This is a genomic window from Pseudomonas kitaguniensis, from assembly GCF_009296165.1.
GTDB lineage: Bacteria > Pseudomonadota > Gammaproteobacteria > Pseudomonadales > Pseudomonadaceae > Aquipseudomonas > Aquipseudomonas kitaguniensis.
The window spans coordinates 1-19,191 of sequence record NZ_VUAZ01000096.1 but is presented as its reverse complement, the minus strand read 5'-3'; the positions used below and the strand labels follow the sequence as shown (position 1 = coordinate 19,191).

18 protein-coding genes and 1 pseudogene are annotated in these 19,191 nt (G+C 58.1%); 13 read left to right on the top strand and 6 right to left on the bottom strand.

The genetic code is table 11. The features are described 5' to 3' along the window. Nucleotides 1-90 precede the first annotated feature (90 nt). The 6 genes from F0169_RS16570 (at nucleotide 91) to F0169_RS16545 (ending at nucleotide 4,747) form a co-directional block, all read left to right on the top strand. The gene (locus F0169_RS16570) at nucleotides 91-543 is read left to right on the top strand and encodes a hypothetical protein (protein WP_172979461.1); all 453 of its coding nucleotides are present in this window, start codon (nucleotides 91-93) and stop codon (nucleotides 541-543) included. Nucleotide 544: 1 nt separating this feature from the next. Continuing rightward, nucleotides 545-1,108: an adhesin gene (locus F0169_RS16565; RefSeq protein WP_152747107.1), complete on the top strand. Its 564-nt coding sequence runs from the start codon at nucleotides 545-547 to the stop codon at nucleotides 1,106-1,108. An 80-nt stretch (nucleotides 1,109-1,188) separates the two neighbouring features. Beyond that, nucleotides 1,189-1,857, top strand: a complete 669-nt coding sequence (locus tag F0169_RS16560) for a heme utilization protein (protein ID WP_241679134.1) — start codon at nucleotides 1,189-1,191, stop codon at nucleotides 1,855-1,857. A 62-nt stretch (nucleotides 1,858-1,919) separates the two neighbouring features. Continuing rightward, the gene (locus F0169_RS16555; protein WP_152747105.1) at nucleotides 1,920-2,597 is read left to right on the top strand and encodes a C39 family peptidase; all 678 of its coding nucleotides are present in this window, start codon (nucleotides 1,920-1,922) and stop codon (nucleotides 2,595-2,597) included. Between the two features lie 37 nt (nucleotides 2,598-2,634). Then, nucleotides 2,635-3,384 carry a hypothetical protein gene (locus F0169_RS16550; protein WP_152747104.1) on the top strand — a complete coding sequence of 250 codons (750 nt, stop codon included), beginning with the start codon at nucleotides 2,635-2,637 and terminating at the stop codon, nucleotides 3,382-3,384. 52 nt (nucleotides 3,385-3,436) lie between these two features. After that, complete coding sequence (locus tag F0169_RS16545; RefSeq protein ID WP_152747103.1) at nucleotides 3,437-4,747, top strand: hypothetical protein; 1,311 nt, start codon at nucleotides 3,437-3,439, stop codon at nucleotides 4,745-4,747. A gap of 63 nt (nucleotides 4,748-4,810) precedes the next feature. On the opposite strand, the gene F0169_RS16540 is transcribed toward F0169_RS16545, so the two are convergent. After that, nucleotides 4,811-6,136: a sigma-54 dependent transcriptional regulator gene (locus F0169_RS16540; RefSeq protein WP_152747102.1), complete on the bottom strand. Its 1,326-nt coding sequence runs from the start codon at nucleotides 6,134-6,136 to the stop codon at nucleotides 4,811-4,813. A gap of 344 nt (nucleotides 6,137-6,480) precedes the next feature. On the opposite strand from F0169_RS16540, the gene F0169_RS16535 reads away from it, so the two are divergent. Beyond that, nucleotides 6,481-6,741: a hypothetical protein gene (locus tag F0169_RS16535; protein ID WP_058411264.1), complete on the top strand. Its 261-nt coding sequence runs from the start codon at nucleotides 6,481-6,483 to the stop codon at nucleotides 6,739-6,741. A gap of 91 nt (nucleotides 6,742-6,832) precedes the next feature. Here the strand turns inward: F0169_RS16535 and F0169_RS16530 are convergent, their stop codons facing one another. The 3 genes from F0169_RS16530 to gnd are packed head-to-tail and all read right to left on the bottom strand — an operon-like array spanning nucleotide 6,833 to nucleotide 10,157. Beyond that, nucleotides 6,833-7,657 carry an HAD family hydrolase gene (locus F0169_RS16530; protein ID WP_152747101.1) on the bottom strand — a complete coding sequence of 275 codons (825 nt, stop codon included), beginning with the start codon at nucleotides 7,655-7,657 and terminating at the stop codon, nucleotides 6,833-6,835. Next, entirely contained in the window at nucleotides 7,654-9,177 is a 1,524-nt protein-coding gene (gene zwf, locus F0169_RS16525) for a glucose-6-phosphate dehydrogenase (protein ID WP_058411266.1), read from the bottom strand. The genes F0169_RS16530 and zwf overlap by 4 nt, the downstream gene beginning before the upstream one ends. After that, nucleotides 9,174-10,157: a phosphogluconate dehydrogenase (NAD(+)-dependent, decarboxylating) gene (gnd, locus tag F0169_RS16520; RefSeq protein WP_152747100.1), complete on the bottom strand. Its 984-nt coding sequence runs from the start codon at nucleotides 10,155-10,157 to the stop codon at nucleotides 9,174-9,176. Before gnd ends, zwf begins: the two co-directional genes overlap by 4 nt. A 283-nt stretch (nucleotides 10,158-10,440) precedes the next feature. On the opposite strand from gnd, the gene F0169_RS27920 reads away from it, so the two are divergent. From F0169_RS27920 to F0169_RS16505, 4 genes are all read left to right on the top strand, one after another. Next, nucleotides 10,441-10,602: a DUF6026 family protein gene (locus F0169_RS27920; protein ID WP_162839866.1), complete on the top strand. Its 162-nt coding sequence runs from the start codon at nucleotides 10,441-10,443 to the stop codon at nucleotides 10,600-10,602. Between the two features lie 165 nt (nucleotides 10,603-10,767). Further along, the gene (locus tag F0169_RS16515; RefSeq protein WP_122251630.1) at nucleotides 10,768-12,510 is read left to right on the top strand and encodes a phosphoethanolamine transferase CptA; all 1,743 of its coding nucleotides are present in this window, start codon (nucleotides 10,768-10,770) and stop codon (nucleotides 12,508-12,510) included. 128 nt (nucleotides 12,511-12,638) lie between these two features. Then, nucleotides 12,639-14,879, top strand: coding sequence for a TonB-dependent siderophore receptor (locus F0169_RS16510; protein WP_152747099.1), 2,241 nt, complete (start codon nucleotides 12,639-12,641; stop codon nucleotides 14,877-14,879). Nucleotides 14,880-15,021: 142 nt separating this feature from the next. Further along, nucleotides 15,022-15,243, top strand: a complete 222-nt coding sequence (locus tag F0169_RS16505) for a hypothetical protein (protein WP_122251591.1) — start codon at nucleotides 15,022-15,024, stop codon at nucleotides 15,241-15,243. Nucleotides 15,244-15,344: 101 nt separating this feature from the next. On the opposite strand, the gene F0169_RS16500 is transcribed toward F0169_RS16505, so the two are convergent. Then, entirely contained in the window at nucleotides 15,345-15,836 is a 492-nt protein-coding gene (locus tag F0169_RS16500; RefSeq protein WP_152747098.1) for a GNAT family N-acetyltransferase, read from the bottom strand. A gap of 164 nt (nucleotides 15,837-16,000) precedes the next feature. Beyond that, nucleotides 16,001-17,104, bottom strand: a complete 1,104-nt coding sequence (zapE, locus tag F0169_RS16495; protein WP_152747097.1) for a cell division protein ZapE — start codon at nucleotides 17,102-17,104, stop codon at nucleotides 16,001-16,003. Between the two features lie 366 nt (nucleotides 17,105-17,470). On the opposite strand from zapE, the gene F0169_RS16490 reads away from it, so the two are divergent. Both F0169_RS16490 and F0169_RS16485 read left to right on the top strand, forming a co-directional pair. Further along, entirely contained in the window at nucleotides 17,471-18,244 is a 774-nt protein-coding gene (locus F0169_RS16490) for a hypothetical protein (protein WP_152747096.1), read from the top strand. 11 nt (nucleotides 18,245-18,255) lie between these two features. Continuing rightward, nucleotides 18,256-19,191 (top strand): annotated as a pseudogene (locus F0169_RS16485) (lipase family protein); the annotation flags it as partial.

Here is a 19,191-nt window from a genome sequence, read left to right as displayed (position 1 = left end):
GAATAATAAAGATAAATAAAAAGCGGCACGGCTTCTGCTCTAGTCCTTACAGCGCTGCTCAGGGTCAGCGCGCCCATAAGGAACGTTGCCGTGGACAGACACAATCCTAGCCTACCAAGCCTCTTGCTGATCAGCGCTGTACTGAGTGCAAGCGTGAGCCTTCCCGTGCTCGCCGGCGACGGTGTGATTGTGATTGAACGCCAGGTCCAGCCCTACGCGATGGGCCGTTCACGCGGCATCGACCCCTACCCCACTGCCGTAAGTGCCAACCCGTCGGCACAGATCATGCGCGCCGCCAACGGCGAACTCAGCGACAACGACATCGCGGGTATCAGCAGCGGCGCAAGTATCACCCGCAGTATTTTGCCGGGCGGCAACCTCCCGGGCCTGGGCAATACCGGCAGCGGCGCAGCCCTTGGCGCCGGCAGTGCGGCCGGGCACGGCAGCGGCAGTGGCAGCGGTATTTCCGGCACGATTAACGGCGCGCTCTCCAGCGGCCTTGCGCCCCTCAATAACCTTGGTGGCATGGCCGGGGGGCGATGAGATGAAGCGTTCCTGGATATTGATTACTGCGCTCGGTTGCACAACTGCAATGGCCGATAGCAATAACAACGCGGTGATCGACAACAGCGGCACGCAGTACAACGGCGTTGCCTTGATCAACCAGGTCGCCGGCGACCAGCAACAACTGAGCAACAACCTCGCCATTACGGTGGGCCGCAACGCCGCGTCGAACCTCACCGTCACGCAAACAATCAGCGGCGCGGTGGCCGACCGCTCGCTCAACGCGAACGCCGCAATCCAGGGCAACGCGTTCAGTCATGGCAATGGCGCACTGAGTGTCAACCAGTCAGCCGGCGCCCAAAACCAGATGATCAATGCCGTGCGAATCAGCGTCAGCGCTGGCCCGCAAAGCATCGACGACAGCGTCATGTCGCAACAGAACGTTGCGCTTGCAACCGACTCAGGGTTGACCTCTACCACTGGCAGCCGCCAGGTCGTGACCAGCGACCAGGCCTTCACCGGCAGCCGTGGGGTGGTGCAGGTCAACCAGAGCGCAGGGGTGGGGAACCAGGTGGCTAACACCCTGAACTTACGACTCAACTGATCAAGCTGAGTCTACGGCTACACCGTATCAACACACTTAACCACTCATTAGAAGCAAGGGGATACACCATGAAAACGACAATGGCTCTTAAACCACTGGCTTTCGCTCTGGCTGCACTGATGGCTGTTGCTGCTCAAGCGAGCGGCCCCACCACCACGTCTAACGCGACCGCGAATGACGGCCAAAACAACCACGGCAACGTGGTGCTCAATGACAAAACCGAAAACAGCGCGTCGGTTAACAACTCGCTCAACAACTACAGCGGCGTGGTCGGCAACAACACCCTGAGTGGCGATAACAATCAGGGCAAAAACGACGCTGCAATCACCTCTGGCGATGCCGATTTCGTGTTTGCCACGGTTAACTCCAAGCAATCGTCCGGCGGCAACCTGGTGATCAGCAGCGCCAGCAAAAACAATGCTTCGGTCAACGACAGTGGCAACAACGGCTCGGGCATCATTCAGTCGACCGTCGCCTCGGGTACGTCCAACCAAGGCAGCAACAGCACTGTCATCAACTCGGGCAACGGCAAAGCCGGCAGCGCCACCGTCAATGCCGTGCAAGACGTGTCGGGTAACCTCAGCGTCAACCTCAGCAGCGGCAACGCCTATTACGGCCAAAGCAAAGCCGTGGCAAACAGCGCCAGCGTGAACAACTCGTTCAACCACGCTTCGGGTGTAGTGGGTACCAACACCCTGTCGGGTGGCAACAACCAAGCTCAAAACAACGTAGCAATTACACGCTTCTGATGCAGATCGGGCCTTGGCAACAAGGCCCTTTTTATTTCCAGTGTCCAACAGGCGATTCGATCATGCGGCGCGTTACCTGCCTCCTTCTGCTAGCACTCACCGGCCCGACCTGGGCGGCGCAAATGGCTGTGGTCATGCCCAACGGTGCGGTGATCTACAAGAAAGTCGAGAGCCTGCGCGAGCGCAAGTTTGCCAACCTGGTGGAACAGAAAACCGATTTCAGCTGCGGCGCCGCCGCGCTGGCGACCCTCCTGCGCCAAGCCTATTGGATGGACGTGGATGAAGACCACGTGATCAAGGGCATGCTGGTCAACGCTGACCAAGAGCTGGTGCGCACGCAGGGTTTTTCGATGCTCGACATGAAGCGCTACCTGGAAAGCATCCAGATGCGCGCCAAGGGCTACCGCATTGAGCCGCACGTGCTGGTGACCCTGAAAGTGCCCGTTGTGGTGCTGCTGGACATTCGCGGCTACAAGCATTTTGTGGTGTTGCAGCGTGCCGACAACGACTGGGTGTATATCGGCGACCCCGTGCTGGGCAACAAGCGTTATACCAGGGACGATTTCGTCAAGGGTTGGAACGGCATCGTGTTTGCCGTCATCGGTGAGGGCTATGACAAGGCCAACGCCCTGCTCACACCGCCTGCACCGCTGACCGCCAAGGGCCAGTTGAACGCATTCAGCCCGGTGCGTGATAGCGAATTGATGGACTTCGGGTTTATCCAGAGCGACTTCTTCTAGCAGCGCAACAAGGGGCAGGACGCTCCAGGAGCAGACGATGAACACCCAACGCTGGCTGACGCTGATGTGCCTGGCCACCTGCGCACCGGCTTATGCCGCCTCGGCATTCAAACCGATCGAACTCAAGGACGCGGAAATGGCCGAGCTGCGCGGACGTTATGTGATGCCCGGGCGCATTATCAGCTTTGGCATTGTGATGAGCAGCACCTGGACCAACGCCGCTGGCGCCAGCATGACCGGCACCGCCAACATGCAGGTCAACACGACCACCGTGGCGCCGCAGTTTTATGTGCACGTCAGCGGGCACGATGGCACAGGTTCAGCCAAGCAACCCGATGGCACCGGCACGGTGGTGGGTGGCGCAGGCCTCGGCACGAGCCAAGGCGTGGTGCAAAGCGTGCGCGCGGCCGGCGACGGCAACAGCGCCACCAATGGCGTCGACATCAACGTGACGCGCAATGGCCTGGCTCCCGCCAACTATGTGCAGTCCGGGCAAGCGCTGGTGGCTGGCCAGCCGATTACCGGCAGCACGGCTGCCGGCCAAGTGACGGTAACTGCGCAAAATGGCGGGCTGCAACTCGCGCTCCAGGCCAATAACAATCAGGGCAGCGTGTTGCAGCAGATCGGCGGCGGCGCCGTCAGCCAAGGCACGATTATCAAAGGCGATTTCAACGCCATTGCAAACTCGACCCAACTCAATGTGGTACTGGGCAGCAACGGTTTGAACAGCCTCACGCAGAACCTCAACCTTGAGCAACTCAAGGGCCTACGCCCTTCCGGTTACTGAACTACGTTGAGCCACCACACTTACGCATTAAAAAAATGGGACGGCTTATTTCATGCATCGATCTTTATCGTTACATGCCGCTATATGTTTAAGCACGCTCCTGCCCGCATCCGCTCTCTACGCAGCCCCTGATGCCGATATAGAAACCTTGAAACGCGAGCTGCTTGAGCTCAGACAACGCTATGACATGCAGCAAAAAGCACTCGCCGTGCTGGAGCAACGTGTACGCCAGGTAGAAGACCAACCCGCCGCACCCTCCCCTAAACGCTTGGTCAAGTCACCCGCCGACTTTCAGAAAGGCGGCACCGCCGTGGCCGGCCATACGCCGGGGGTGGGCGCGGCAGCGGCGTCGGGCGGTGCCGCCGGCAGCAGCTCCTACGGGCAAAGCCTCAAGGACGATTCGGCACCGGCACAAAGCGTGAGCAACCTCTATAACGAGGCCAGTGGCTTTTTCGGCAATGGCCGGTTCAGCCTGGAAACCGGCATCACCTATTCCCGCTACGATGCGCGCCAATTATCACTCAACGGCTTTTTGGCGCTGGACTCGATCTTCCTCGGCAATATCAACCTGGACCGGATCAAGTCCGATAGCTGGACGCTGGACCTGACCGGGCGTTACAACCCCGACAACCGCTGGCAATTCGACGTGAACGTGCCGGTGATCTACCGCGAGTCGACTTACCAGTCCGGTGGTGCCAACGGTGACTCCACCGCAACCTCCGAAGCCTCGGTCACGCGAGACCCGACCATTGGCGACGTGAACTTCGGTGTCGCTTATAAATTTCTGGATGAAAGCGCCAACCTGCCGGACGCCGTGCTGTCGGTGCGGCTCAAGGCGCCGACCGGCGAAGAGCCGTATGGCATCAAGCTGATTGAACAAGCGCAGAACAATAACCTCGCGGTGCCGGCCAGTTTGCCGACCGGTAACGGTGTGTGGTCGGTGACGCCGGGTATCTCGCTGGTGAAAACCGTCGACCCGGCGGTGCTGTTCGGCTCGCTGTCGTATACGCATAACTTCGAAGAGTCGTTCGGCGATATCAGCCCCAACGTCAACCAGAAAGTCCCCGGCAAAATCAGCCTGGGTGACAGCCTCCAGTTGGGCCTGGGGGTCGCTTTTGCGCTCAACGAGAAGATGAGCATGTCGTTTTCCGTGTCGGACCTGGTGCAGCGCAAAAGCAAGATCAAACAAAGCGGTCAGGACTGGCAATCGGTGGTTTCCAGCGACGCCAACGCTGGTTATTTCAACGTCGGCATGACGATTGCCGCCACGGATAACCTGACGGTAGTGCCGAACTTGTCGATAGGCATGACCGATGACGCACCGGACTTTACCTTCAGCTTGAAATTCCCGTACTACTTCTAAGCCAGCCACACGCAAAAGCCGCGCAACGATCAGCGTCGTTGCGCGGCTTTTGGTTTACCGGCGCTAGCGGATCTGGTGCTTGTGCAGCAACCGGTAGAACGTCGGCCGCGAAACCCCCAGCACACGCGCCGCGACACTTATGTTGTCGCTGTGCCGGTTGAGCACATCGCACAGCGCCTGACGCTCGGCGCAGTGCTTGTAATGTTCCAGTGTCGCCATGGGCAAGGCGATTGCGCGCGCGCCTTGCAAGCCCAGATCCGCCGCCTCGATCTGCCGCCCTTCCGCCAGCACCAGGCCACGGCGCACACGGTTGGCCAGTTCGCGCACATTGCCCGGCCATGGGTGCTGCGCCATGGCGACCAGCGCATCCTCGCTGAAACTGCGCGGGCGCCGGCCGGTTTCCTGGCTGTAGAAACGCGAAAAGTGGTTGGCCAGCAGGGCCACATCGCCATGCCGCTCACGCAGCGGCGCCGTCATCACTTGCAGCACATTCAGCCGGTAGTACAAGTCTTCGCGGAAGCTGCCCTTTTCGACCGCGGCTTCGAGGTCGACGTGGGTGGCCGCCAGCACCCGCACATCCACCGGGATCGGCTGGCTGCCGCCAACACGTTCAATGTGTTTTTCTTGCAAAAAACGCAGCAGATTGGCTTGTAATTCCATCGGCAAATCGCCGATTTCATCCAGGAACAGCGTGCCGCCGTTCGCCGCCTCGATGCGCCCGATCTTGCGCTGATGGGCACCGGTAAACGCGCCTTTCTCGTGGCCAAACAGCTCGGACTGAATCAGGTGTTCGGGAATGGCGCCGCAGTTGATCGCAACGAACGGCTTGGCGTGCCGCTGGGATTTGCGATGCAAGGTCTTGGCGACCAGCTCTTTGCCGGTGCCACTGTCGCCGCGAATCAGCACCGGGGATTGCGTGGGCGCCAGTTTGGCGAGCAGTTTGCGCAAGTCGCGGATAGAGCGGCTGTCGCCGAGCAATTCATGTTCGGGCTCGTCCACCTGCGTGTGGCCTTTGCCGCGCAGGCGCGCCATGCCGAAGGCACGCCCCAGCGTGACCTGCACACGAGACACATCAAACGGCAGCGTGTGGAAGTCAAAAAACCATTCGCAGACGAAATCGCCGACGTTGTGCAGGCGTAAAACATCCTGGCTAAGCACCGCGATCCATTCGGTGCCACTGCGGCTGATCAGCTCTTTGACCGCCTCCGGGCGTTCAAAATGAAACGGCTGTAAACGCAACAGGCCCACATCACATGAGCGGTCACCGACCGCACTGAGCGCGCAACTGTCCACTTGCCACCCGGCGGTGCGCAGGCCGGGCAACAACGCGTGACAATCATCACAGGGGTCAACCACAAGCAGACGGCGCTGGACAGGTGTAGTAACCATGACTATTCCTTGGCGCCACTATCGTTAAAATTATTTATAAACAATGATTTGTAGTGCCTGCGGCTCACACTATCAAGATATTGACGCGGCCTATGTACCGTTTCGCTATAAGTGCGGGCAAAAAGCCACCTCCGGCGATTTTCGGGAAAAAAGTCGAGGTCGATCGACACCTGAATTGCGCCGCTAAAACAGCCGCTTAGATGACTTCAATCACGCGAGCTTGAAATTTCTTGCTCTAACATGTGACCCGTACCCCGCCATCGTGCATCAGTACAAGTAACTCGCCGTGCGGCCCGCCCAACCGACGGCACTCACTTGATTGGGCAATTAGAGAGAAGAACCACATGAACGCCCCGCTCCGCATCAACGAAGCTCTTTTGATCGCAGACCGTGCTTTCCAACCCTTTCAGTGCGTGGCCTGGCACGATGGCAACGGCGCACTCAGCCTGAGCGTCATCGACCGCACCAATACCCGTATCGGCAGCAAACAGCTGTCTTCGAGTACCTATACCGATGCAACCCAACTAGAAGATTTGTTGCTGCAGGCGCGCGCCGAACTCGACAAAGACGGCTATCAGTTGCAGTCGTGGGCAATGCCCAAGTAAATCGATGCAGCCACTTCCGATCATTGCCGTTGTGCAACAACAATGATCGTGTGCAACAACAATGATCGGAAGAATGACCGGAAGTTAGCGCTTAGTGCGCGGCCAGAATAAACCGCTCGATGGCTTGCGCAGCACCGTCCTCGACATTACTGCCGGTAACGACGCTGGCTTGACGCTTGACGGCTTCTTCAGCCTGGCCCATGGCAATCGAGAACCCGGCGACATTAAACATCGCCGGGTCATTGCCACCGTCGCCAATCGCCGCCGTGTGTTCCAGCGCGACACCAAGGTGCGCAGCCAGGGTTTTCAAGGCATCGCCCTTGTTCGCTTGCATCGCGGTCACGTCCAGGTAAATCGGTTGCGAACGCGAGACATGCGCCAGCCCCTGCACCTTGGGTTGCAACTGCGCCTCCAACGCGACCAGCAACGGCGCGTTACGACTGGCCGCGACGATCTTGTCGACCCGATCCAGGTACGGCTCAAAACTCTCAACTACCTTCGGCCCGTAGCCCAGGCCAGCCGCTTCGACGGCAACCATCGGCCCCGGCGGATCACGGCGCAGCCAATCACCGTCGGCAAACAACCAGACTTCAACGTCCGGCTGCCCTGAAAACAGCGCCAGCGTCACCAGCGCCGCCTCGGCCGGCAGATGGTGCGCCAACAGCACGCTGCCATCCGGGTTGATCAACGTACCGCCGTTAAACCCTGCCACGGGCACATCGATGCCGAACGCCTCGACCATCTGCAACATGGCCTTGGGCGGGCGCCCGCTGGCCAGGCTGAAAAACACCCCGGCGGCGCGCAAGGCACGCACCGCGTCGAGAGTGCGCTGGCTTGGCAGGTGATCGGGACCTAACAGCGTGCCGTCCATGTCACTTAATACAAACTGGATGGGATGCACCGGAACGTCACTCATCCGAGGCTATGCCACGTGCGACCATCGCGGGCGAGCAAGGCATCGGCAGCGGCCGGGCCATCTTCACCGGCTTTGTAGGCCTGAATACCGTCATCCTGCTGCCAGGCATCAAGGAACGGCTGCACCGCACGCCAGCCATTTTCGATGTTGTCGGCACGCTGAAACAGGGTCTGATCGCCGGTCATACAGTCGTAGATCAAGGTTTCGTAACCCGTCGACGGCTGCATCTCGAAGAAGTCCTTGTAGTCGAAGCCCAGCTCGATATTCGCCATTTCCAGGGTCGGCCCAGGCTTTTTCGCCAGCAGGTCGAACCACATGCCTTCGTTTGGCTGGATCTGGATTTTCAGATAGGTCGGCTTGAGTTCATCCACGTCGGTATCGCGGAACTGCGCGTACGGCGCAGGCTTGAAGCAGATCACGATTTCAGTGTCGCGAATGCTCATGCGTTTGCCGGTGCGCAAGTAGAACGGCACGCCGACCCAGCGCCAGTTGTCGATCATCACCTTGAGGGCGACGAAGGTTTCAGTGCTGCTGTCAGGCGCTACATTCGCCTCTTCACGGTAACCGGGAAGCTGCTTGCCGCCAATTTCGCCAGAGGTGTATTGGCCACGTACCGAGTTGGCCCGCGCATCTTCCAATGACCAGGGGCGGATTGCACCGACCACCTTGGCCTTTTCACCGCGCACTGCGTCGGCGCCAAACGCCGCCGGCGGTTCCATGGCCACCATCGCGAGCAACTGGAACAGGTGATTGGGCACCATGTCGCGCAGCGTGCCGGTTTTTTCGAAGAAATTACCACGGGTCTCGACGCCGACGGTTTCCGCCGCCGTGATTTGCACGTGATCGATGTAATGGTTGTTCCAGAACGCTTCGAACAGCACGTTGGAGAAACGGCTGATCAGAATGTTCTGCACCGTTTCCTTGCCCAGGTAATGGTCGATGCGATAGATCTGTTTCTCGCTCATGACGTTGAGCAAGCTGGCGTTCAACGCCTCGGCGGTGGCGAGGTCCGAACCAAACGGCTTCTCGATCACGACGCGGCGGAACGCTTCATCGGTTTCATTCAGCAAACCGGCGCTGCCGAGGCGCTGCACCACTTCACTGAAGAAGCGCGGTGCGGTGGCCAGGTAGAACACCGCGTTGCCGGTACCGCTGTCGGCGATCTTTTTGCCGATGTCGGCGTAGGTGCTGTCGTCGAGAAAGTCGCCCTCGACGTAGCTGATACCTTTGGCCAACTGCGCCCACAGCGCTGGGTCGAGCGCGTCTTGGCCATTGCCCTTGACCTTGCTCGCGGCTTCGGTGCGAATAAAGTCTTCGAGTTTCTTGGCGAAGTCGGCGTCACTGATGGCGTTGTGATCCACGCCGACAATGCGCAGGCCGTCGCCCAGCAGCCCGTCGCGACGCAGGTTGTAAAGCGCAGGCATCAGCAAGCGCTTGACCAGGTCGCCATGCGCGCCGAACAGGAACAACGTGGTCGGCGGTGCGGTTTCGGCTTTGGGTTTCTTGCCGTTAGCGGTCATTTTTTGGAAGTCTCCACGTGGCCGCCAAAGCCGAAGCGCATGGCAGACAGCATTTTGTCACCGTAGGTGCTTTGCTGACGGGAACGGAAGCGTGCAAACAACGACGTCGATAGCACCGGAACCGGCACTGCCTGCTCCATGGCGGCTTCGATGGTCCAGCGGCCTTCGCCACTGTCAGCCACGGAGCCGGAGTAACCGTCGAGTTTCGGGTCGGTGGCCAAGGCGTCGGCGGTCAGGTCGAGCAACCACGACGAGACCACGCTGCCACGGCGCCAGACTTCGGCGATGTCGGCGACGTTCAGATCGAAGCGCTCGTGTTCCGGCAGGTTTTCCGAGTTTTTGGTCTTGAGAATGTCGAAGCCTTCAGCGAAAGCCTGCATCATGCCGTACTCGATGCCGTTGTGGATCATCTTCACGAAGTGCCCGGAACCCGCTGGGCCGGCGTGGATATAACCGTGCTCGGCGCGGGTATCAGCGCTGGCGGGACGGTCCTTGGTGCGCGGGATGTTGCCCAGGCCAGGGGCCAGGCTGGCGAAGATCGGGTCGAGGCGCTGCACGGTTTGGACGTCACCACCAATCATCATGCAATAGCCACGCTCCAGGCCCCAGACGCCGCCGGACGTGCCGACGTCGACGTAGTGCAGGCCTTTTTCCGCCAGGGTTTTGGCGCGGCGGATGTCATCTTTATACATGCTGTTGCCGCCGTCGATGATCACGTCACCGTCTTCGAGCAGCTCACTCAAGGCAGTGATGGTGTCTTCGGTGGGTGCGCCGGCCGGCAGCATTACCCATACCGCGCGCGGCTTTTGCAGCCCGGCTACCAGAGCCTCAAGGTCGGCGACGCCGGTGGCGCCCTCTTCGCTCAAGCCTTTGACGAATGCTTCGTTACGGTCATATACAACGGTGGTATGCCCATTGAGCATCAGGCGCCGTGCGATGTTACCGCCCATGCGGCCTAGTCCGATAATCCCCAGTTGCATGTGCTGATGCTCCTAACTACGTAATAAATGTGTGACATAGTTTATAGCGCAATGAGGCTAATGAGGGTTAGTCCAGAGCGGATCCGTGTAGTTTCATGACAAAAAAGTCGAACGTTTCAGCAACACCCTGCAAAAAGTCACAGAGACAATCAAAAATAAAAAAGTTCCATTGGCTCAAAAAAGAATTCAGAATTGCTTCGACTGTTGCCGAAAACCTCGACTAAAGCGTTTCGGCACCGCGATTTACCGGCTATTTGCGAGGTAAGCAATGAGCACAGCACCCATGACACGCCCGCCACAGACGCTTTACGTTACCGTCCGTCGCGATGAATTGCGCCAGTTGAAAGACCAGCGCGATCAGCTTCAGCAAGAGGTCCTGCGCCTGCGCTCACACCTCCAGGCCCAGCTGGATCAGCCCTCAGGCGCACACCCTGCGCTGTGTTGAAACCGGCACCTGAGCACTTTGTAAGATAACCCACACAAAAATCTCACAAAGTTTTCACATCTACCTCCCGATACTCCCGCCCTCAAAGGCTACCCCATGCATGGGTGGCCTCTGTTGCGTGCGCTGTTGCGCGTCAACTGCAAAATGATCGGGTTGGAGCACTGGATGGCGATGTTCAAACGCAGCACCAAGTCTGCGAAAGGTTTTGACTGGGCAGGCCTTGGCTGGCTGTTCATGTTTTTCTGGTATTTCTCGGGTATTACCCAATTACTCATCCAACTGACCGGCACCTCCGGCTTCAGTGGCTTTCGCCAAGCCTTCTTCCTGAGCGCGCTGTGGTTGGCGCCGATGCTGCTGTTCCCGCGCCGTACACGCTTGCTCGCCGCCTTGATCGGCGTGGTGCTGTGGGCCTGCTCGATGGCCAGCCTGGGCTATTTTTTCATCTACCAGCAGGAATTTTCACAAAGCGTCATCTTCATCATGTTCGAGTCGAACATCTCTGAAGCCGGCGAATACGCGACCCAATACTTCGCCTGGTGGATTGTGCTGGCGTTTATCGCCCATACCGCCTTGGCTGTTTGGCTGTGGAGCCGCCTGCGCCCGGTGTACCTGCCGCGCGGCCAGTCGATCCTGGCCGCCACCGCAATCGTTTTGGCGGTGGTCGGTTATCCACTGGTGAAACAGATCGCGACCAACCCGACCATGGCGCTTGCCATCGACGGTTTTGAATCCCGTGTTGAGCCCGCAGTGCCCTGGCAGATGATCGTCGCCTATCGCCGCTACACCGAGCAGCTCAACAGCATGCAAGGCATGCTCACCAGCGCCAGCCAGATTGCGCCCTTGAAAAACCTCAAGGACAGCATGGCCGGCCAGCCAGCGACACTGGTGCTGGTGATCGGCGAATCCACCAACCGCCAGCGCATGAGCCTTTACGGCTACCCGCGCAACACCACGCCGGAACTGGACAAGCTGCGCGACCAACTGGCGGTGTTCAATAACGTCATCACCCCGCGCCCCTACACCATTGAAGCGCTGCAACAGGTGCTGACCTTCGCCGACGAAGAAAACCCGGACCTTTACCTGAAAACGCCGTCGATTGTCAGCGTGATGAAGCAGGCCGGCTATAAAACTTACTGGATCACCAACCAGCAGACCATGACCAAGCGCAACACCATGCTCACGACTTTTTCCGAACAGGCCGACGAGCAGGTGTACCTCAATAACAACCGCAACCAGAACGCTCGCCAATACGACGGTGACGTGCTGGAGCCTTTCGCCAAGGCACTGGCCGACCCCACCGAACGCAAGTTCATCGTGGTGCACCTGCTCGGCACTCATATGAGCTACCAGTACCGCTACCCGCCGACCTTTGACACATTCACCGATCGCCAAGGCGTACCGGCTGGCGTGAGTGACGAGCAACTGGCCACCTACAACAGCTACGACAACGCGGTGCGGTACAACGACTTCGTGGTCTCCAGCCTGATCAAGGACTACGCCAAAACCGACCCGAATGGCTTTTTGCTCTACCTCTCGGACCACGGCGAAGACGTGTTCGACTCGCCAGGCCATACCACCCTTGGGCGCAACGAAGGCAAGCCAACGGCGCCGATGTATACCATCCCGTTCATGGCCTATGCCTCACCGAAATGGCGTGAAACACATGACTGGAGCTTCGCCAGCGACCTGCAGCGGCCTTACAGCAGCGCGCAGCTTATTCACACTTGGGCAGACCTCGCCGGGCTGAGTTTCGATGAATGGGACCGCAGCAAAAGCCTGGTCAACGACAGCTTCAAGCCGCGCCCGCTGATCATTGGCGATCCGTATATAGCCCAGAAAAAGGGGTTGATTGATTTCAGCCTGATCAAGCCGAAGAAGGCAGATAGCGCCGAGGTAGTCGCCAAGTAGTCACGGCTCTGAAACATACAGATAACAACAATTCTCGTTTAGACCTAAAGTCACCCTGCTCCTTTCGTCTTTGATCCATGGCCTTCCCTTTCCGGGGTGGCTTCAAAGACGACAAGGAGCTTGCCCCGATGTTTGCGCCTTTTACCCGTTCCATGACCTTCACCCTTGGCCTGTTCAGCGTCACACTGAGCCCTGAGCTACTGGCCGAAACCGACCCCGAACACACCCCGACCAACGCCCTGCAATTGAGCAGCACGCGCATCACCGCCGAAGGCCTGGGCGCGAATACCGAGCACACCGGGGCCTACACCACCGGTTCGATGAATACCGCGACCAAACTGAACCTGTCGATCAAGGAAACCCCGCAATCGATCTCGGTCATCACCCGTCAGCACATGGACGACTTCAACCTCAATACGCTGACCGAGGTGCTGCGCCAGACCACCGGTGTCAACGTGCAACACTATGACTCCGACCGCGCCGCCTATTCCTCGCGGGGTTACGGCATCAGCAATTACCAGATTGACGGCATGCTCAATACCTTCGGCTACATGAAGTCGGATGCCGACACCATCATCTACGACCACATTGAGGTCGTACGCGGCGCCACGGGCTTGACCACCGGCGCCGGCGACCCCTCGGCCACGGTAAACATGGTGCGCAAGCGCCCCACCGCGCAGTGGCAGGCAAGCACCGGTGTGAGTGCCGGCAGCCATGACAATTACTACAGCTACGTAGACGTGGGCGGCCCGCTGGCATTTGACGGCCGGCTGCGCGCGCGCACCGTGCTGGCCTACCGCGACAGCAAGTCGTACCGTGATAACTACGCGCTGCAGCGGTCGGTGGGTTACGGGATTCTGGAAGGCGACATTTCCGACGATACCGTGCTGGCGGCAGGCTTTGATTACCAGAACAAGCAGGTACAAGGCACCACGTGGGGCACCGTGCCCTACTGGAACAGCCAGGGTGGCAAGGCCGGGCTCTCGCGCGCAACCAACATGGCGGCAGATTGGAGCTCCTGGCCGCTGACCGACAAGACCGCGTTCGCCACGCTGGACCATCGAATCGCCGGCGACTGGCATCTCAAGGCGGCTTACACCCATCGGCAAAGTGACACCGACGGCAAGGTGTATTACGGCGGCGCGGGCTTTCCCAACCCGGATCGCAGTGGCATGCAAGCATGGTCCAGCCATATGCTCGGCACCTCGAAAATGGAGGCCGTCGACCTCAACCTTGCCGGCAGCTACTCGCTGCTGGGCCGCGAACACGCAATGATGATGGGGTATGGCGAAGCCGCGCAACGCGATGCCTCACCCTTCCTGCGCAGAGGCCCAACACCTGACGGGTACAGCAACATTGAAGACTGGAAATACATGGGCGGAATCGGCAAATTTCCCGACACGGTCACGGGCCTGAAGGGCGAACACAGCAGCAAAAAACAGAAAGCCGGCTACCTGGCCACACGCTTGAGCCTGACGGACCGTTTGCACGCCGTGCTCGGCAGCCGCTATGGCAGCTGGGAACTGGAAAGCGCAACCCCCGAATATGATGCCAACGACCAATTGACCGCGTCCGACAAAACCCGCCAGGTGCACAACGATATGTGGACGCCTTACGCCGGGCTGCTCTACGACATCACGCCGGAGTACACGGTTTACGCGAGCTACACCGATATATTCAAGCCGCAAAGCGCGCGCGATGTCGACAAGAAATACCTCGAGCCAGTGGTGGGCAGTAACTATGAGGTCGGCCTCAAGGGCAGCGTGCTGAACGAGCGCCTGAACCTTGCGGCGGCGTACTTCTGGAGCACCCAGGACAACGTCGCCGAACTGGACGACTCGGTGCCGCCGAACCCTGTCACGCGTGAGGAGTACTACACATCCGGGGGTAAAGGTAACAAGGTCAAGGGGTTCGAACTGGAGGTCGCCGGCGAAGTGATGCCCGATTGGAACTTGACCGCCGGCTACACCTACACCCACTCGGTGTACGGCTCGGGCAAACGCAACAATACCCAACAGCCGCTCAACCTGCTGAAGGTCTCCAGCGCTTACCGGCTGCCAGGCGCGTGGCGCAAGCTGACGGTGGGCGGCGCGGTGAACTGGCAGAGCGATGTGTATGACTTCAGCAATCGGCCGACCGGCGCGCGGGACGACAAGGGAAACCTGATCACCACGCGCGCCAAAATCACCCAGCAGGCCTACACCGTGGTTAACCTGATGTCACGCTACCAATTCGACGAGCATGTTTCGGCGTCGGTTAACGTCAATAATCTATTTGATAAAAAATATTACGAACGTGTCGGCTTTTATAACGGCGTGTATTGGGGTGACCCGCGCTCCGTCACACTTGCGCTGGACTGGAGGCTTTAATTAGCCGCCTTGAGGTTAACAATATTGTTAACCTCAAAGCCTCTTTGCGTTAACTCCCACTTAATAAGGTGCCTGCAGACTCGCCCCATGAATCTGATCAAGGACGAGGCGGATACCGATCACACTTAATGGGAATACCTCAATGAAACTCTCGACGTTGATGCTTGCCACCTTGATGACGCTGACCTCTGCCGCCGCCTTTGCAGAGGGCGGTTCAGAGCGCTCCAAGGAGTTTTACAACAACTTCGCCTTCATGCAGCAAAAGACTCACGGCGCGACTGATCCAACGGCGCTTGCCGATGGCAAGACTGTTAAGCCGAACACTGTCGAACAACCCAGTGCACAACAACAGCCTGCCAGCTAATTTAATCGTTAGTTAATCCGCATCACCCTTCGCCATTCCGCTCCGTTGGCAAAGGTTAACTTGGCGCCCTTAAGTGGCGCCTTTTTTTTGCGCTTTATTTATTAAAGCGGTTTACTCCAGGACAGCATGCGCCCATGGGCCGGATCAAAGATCGACTGATCAAAACCGAACTTGCGATACGCCGACTGTGCCACATCATTGCCCTCAAGCACCTCCAGCGTGATCTTGCAGCAACCGCGCTGACGGGCGATTTCCTCAACCTTCTGCAGCATCTTTTGACTCAACCCAAGGCCACGAAACCGATTCACCACCGCCACGTCGTGAACGTTGATCAACGGGCGGCAAGCGAACGTCGAGAACCCTTCAAAGCAATTGATCAGCCCTGCCGGCTCGCCGCCGACAAACGCGAGCACGCTGAACGCGTGGGCGCGCTTGGCCAGTTCCGCCGGCAGTTGCCGCAAAAGGTCGGCAGCCAAGGGGTGACCGCCACCCATTGGATCTTTAGCGTATTGGTTAAGCACCAGGCCGATGGCCTCAGCGTGCACGGGGTTGGTGTAGCTGGCTTGCAGCACCAGAATGTCCGGGGTGTCCATTGCCTTCCTCAATAACCACAACAAGGGAATCGGTTCCCTTTGAGGCACACGATTGTAAGCCTGCAGTCGGCGCCGAATGAAGCAGATTAACGACAAATGCCCGACTGAAAATACAAAGAGTGTGCGTATCCAGCGCTGACATTCGGCGTGTACGACGGTTTTTCCTACGTACCGAAGCGTTGCAGCTGCATCTCTTGCAAGCGGCTCAGCGTGCGCCGGAACGCAAACTCCAGGTAGCCTTCGGTGTAGAGATCTTCCAGCGGCACTTGGGCCTCGATGAACAGCGGCACCTTGCGGTCATAACACTCGTCCACCAGCGCAATGAAACGCCGCACACTGTCATCGTGCACCGACAACTGCGGCAACTCGCGGTCCCCGGCCACCACGTGCTGGGCAGCGTCTTCGGTGCCACGCGCGATCCGCCCCGGGCGCTGTTGCGCGCTCAGGCAGGGCACCTCCCCGAGAAGAAGCGCCTTGAAGCGATCGCACAGCAGCATGAAGTCCATGGCCGCCAGCGGCTGCTCGCACACGTCGGCATATCGACACCAAAGCAGCGTATCGCTGGACTGCACCGCCACAATCGAGCGAAAGCCGACACTGACCGGGCCGCGACTCACTGGCTGCCCTTCGCTTAAGGCATTGAAAATCGCACCCAGCGCATTCGGCTGCCGCACCCAATAGCGCTGCACTGCCGCACCAGGGTGCAAACGATGATCTTCATCGCCGTCGACCGCCACCACCTGCATATGCTGCTTGATCGCCTGAATGCCCGGCAGAAAACGCTCGCGATTAAAACCGCCGGCATACAACTGATCGGGAGGCTGGTTCGAGGTGCAGACCACCACCACGCCCTCCTCGAACATCACCTGAAACAAGCGCCCCAGAATAATTGCATCGCCAATATCACTGACGAACAGCTCATCGAAACACAGCACACGCACTGCCTGGCTGAGTTCCCGCGCCAAGGCCTGCAACGGGTCCTGAATGCCGCTGAGCTGAAATGAACGCTGATGCACCCAGCCCATAAAATGATGAAAATGCTGACGCCGCGCAGGCACACGCAGGCTTTGATAAAACTGGTCCATCAACCAGGTTTTACCGCGCCCCACCGGCCCCCACAGGTAAACGCCGGTTGGCGAACGGCCTTGGTGCAAGGCCTCGTGACAGTTTTGCAGGGCTTGCACCGCCCGGTGCTGGGCCGCGTCGGTGACGAAGCCTTGCTGGGTGATGGCGTGTTGGTAGGCAGCGAGAGGCGAGTCAAAAGTCATGCGTGCGATTATGGCTTACCGAGCGATAACCTGGCCGTAAAATCTTGCCTTGCGCGCGCAACAGGAACAGCTGCCCCAGCTTGGCGGGGGCAAAAAAGGTATTCGAAGCACAAGGTGGCCGTTGTTGATGAGGGAAACACCGACGATTAAGTGCTCCCACCCTGGATCAGAGAAAATTCCACTTAGATATAGGAAGTTTCCTGCATATTTTCGTTTTGTATCTTGTTTAACCTGAGTTTTAGCCTGCTCCCGCTCACAGGCGCGTGAGTCCGGCAACTACAGGTTCGACAAGGAACAGGCGGATGTTAATGAGCAAATTTACCGCGTTGCCTACAGCGATAGGTCTGTGCACGTTAAGGCCTCGCTATGACACCTGTGTTTAAAACGCTTTTGCTGGGGGCCAGCGTAGTTCTGACAACAGGCTGTGCTACCGGAAAGTCGGAGAGCTTCACCTTCACGGCCGACCTGCCTCCAAACTTCGCTTACTCCGCTGTAGTTAAGTATGCGCCCGCCAAAGGAGAGACGTGTACGGTCACTCTTGATGACAACCCATACCTTGCCTTTAACAGAAAGTGGCGCACGGAGTATAAGCCAGAGTCCGAAGTGCCAATATACCGAACAGTCAAAGGCTGCAGACTGGCTATTTATCGAATCGACTTGGAGATTAACGCGACCTATGGAAAAACCCGCGGAGACTTTAGCGGGGATACAACCGCTGTCATTATTAGAGAGCAACTGGAAGAGCAATACAAAGGTACTTTTGATGCTGCTGGTGAAAACGTTATAAATGGTCAGTGCCAATGGCTGTTTCGTACTATCGGGCCTGAACGTTATATTTCGAAGGGGCTCGTGTGCAAAAAGATTGACGCTAAGGGCTCGTTGACGAAAGGGCGTCCTGTAGGGGCGTACACCTTGGATCAACTACCCGGTAAAACCGTAAAGCTGAAGATCAAGTTGGCTGAAGAAGAAAGGCCAGGCTGGGGTGATACATGGGTCAAAGTCCCCAATGGCTGGAAACGTTGTATGGGAAAAAGCTTTGAGGATCAAGATGCGTATTGCTTTGGAAACCACAAAGACTTCAGCAGTTTTAAAATGCCCGATGGGCGTAGCTGTACCATTTATCCCGGCTGTACAGAATAAGGAGCACTTCAATGAGCGCATTGGATGATGAGCTGAAGCACCCGTTAAATAGCCGCATGTTAACCTGCCCGATCCGAGGTAAATGGACGAGCTTTCAGTTGGTGGATGAAAATGGCGATGGGCAACCTTACGCAGGACTGCCCTACAGCGTTATTGATGCAGAAGGCTTTAAATATAAAGGTACGCTTGACGCATCAGGCAATGGCAAAGTTGAAAACCACTTTGCCGGACCCATTGCATTAACTCTTGAGGACGAATATCAAGGGCAAGAACTGACCTACATACGTCGAATACAAAGGCCTCACTACCCGCTCCCGATAACCGAACTGCAAGTTCGCGCCGAGCAAACCCGCTACCTTCATAAAGACGGCTCGCGCACTGCAACAAACCCTGCGCAAGCGTGTGCAGACTTTTTCTTCCAGGTCGAAGTTCGTCATTTCGTCGACCATATTGCGCATTTACCGCCTGAAGTCGAGTGTCAATACCCGGCCATGCGGCGCTGGGCTTCACTGATGGGCGAGCATGGAAAGCGTGGGGTCTGCTTGCTTGCCAGTAAGCACACTGTATTGGAAGTTCGCCCTTTACGCGCGCTGTGTCCGATGCTGTCTACTGACCCGCAGTTCTGTGCACTGAACCTGTATCAGCTCGCCATTATGGCCACCTTGAGCTACCACCCGTTTGGGCAGGAGCCCGGCAAGGCGCCCATCAGAGACAAAAAAGTAAGTTTCCCGAGCACACCAAGCATGGGTAACTGGTTCGGTGATGCGTTGGCCAAATTCGATGAAATCTGGACAGTGGACCCCTCCCAAACCACCGCGTACTACCCGCTATACGAAGACGTGCCGTACTCAAAACGCCTGGAAATCGTACCGTTTGACCCTGATCTGTACCCAGCGAACAGCCCGGATTTAGAAACGGATCAAGAAACCCCGGCCAGCATTCACTTT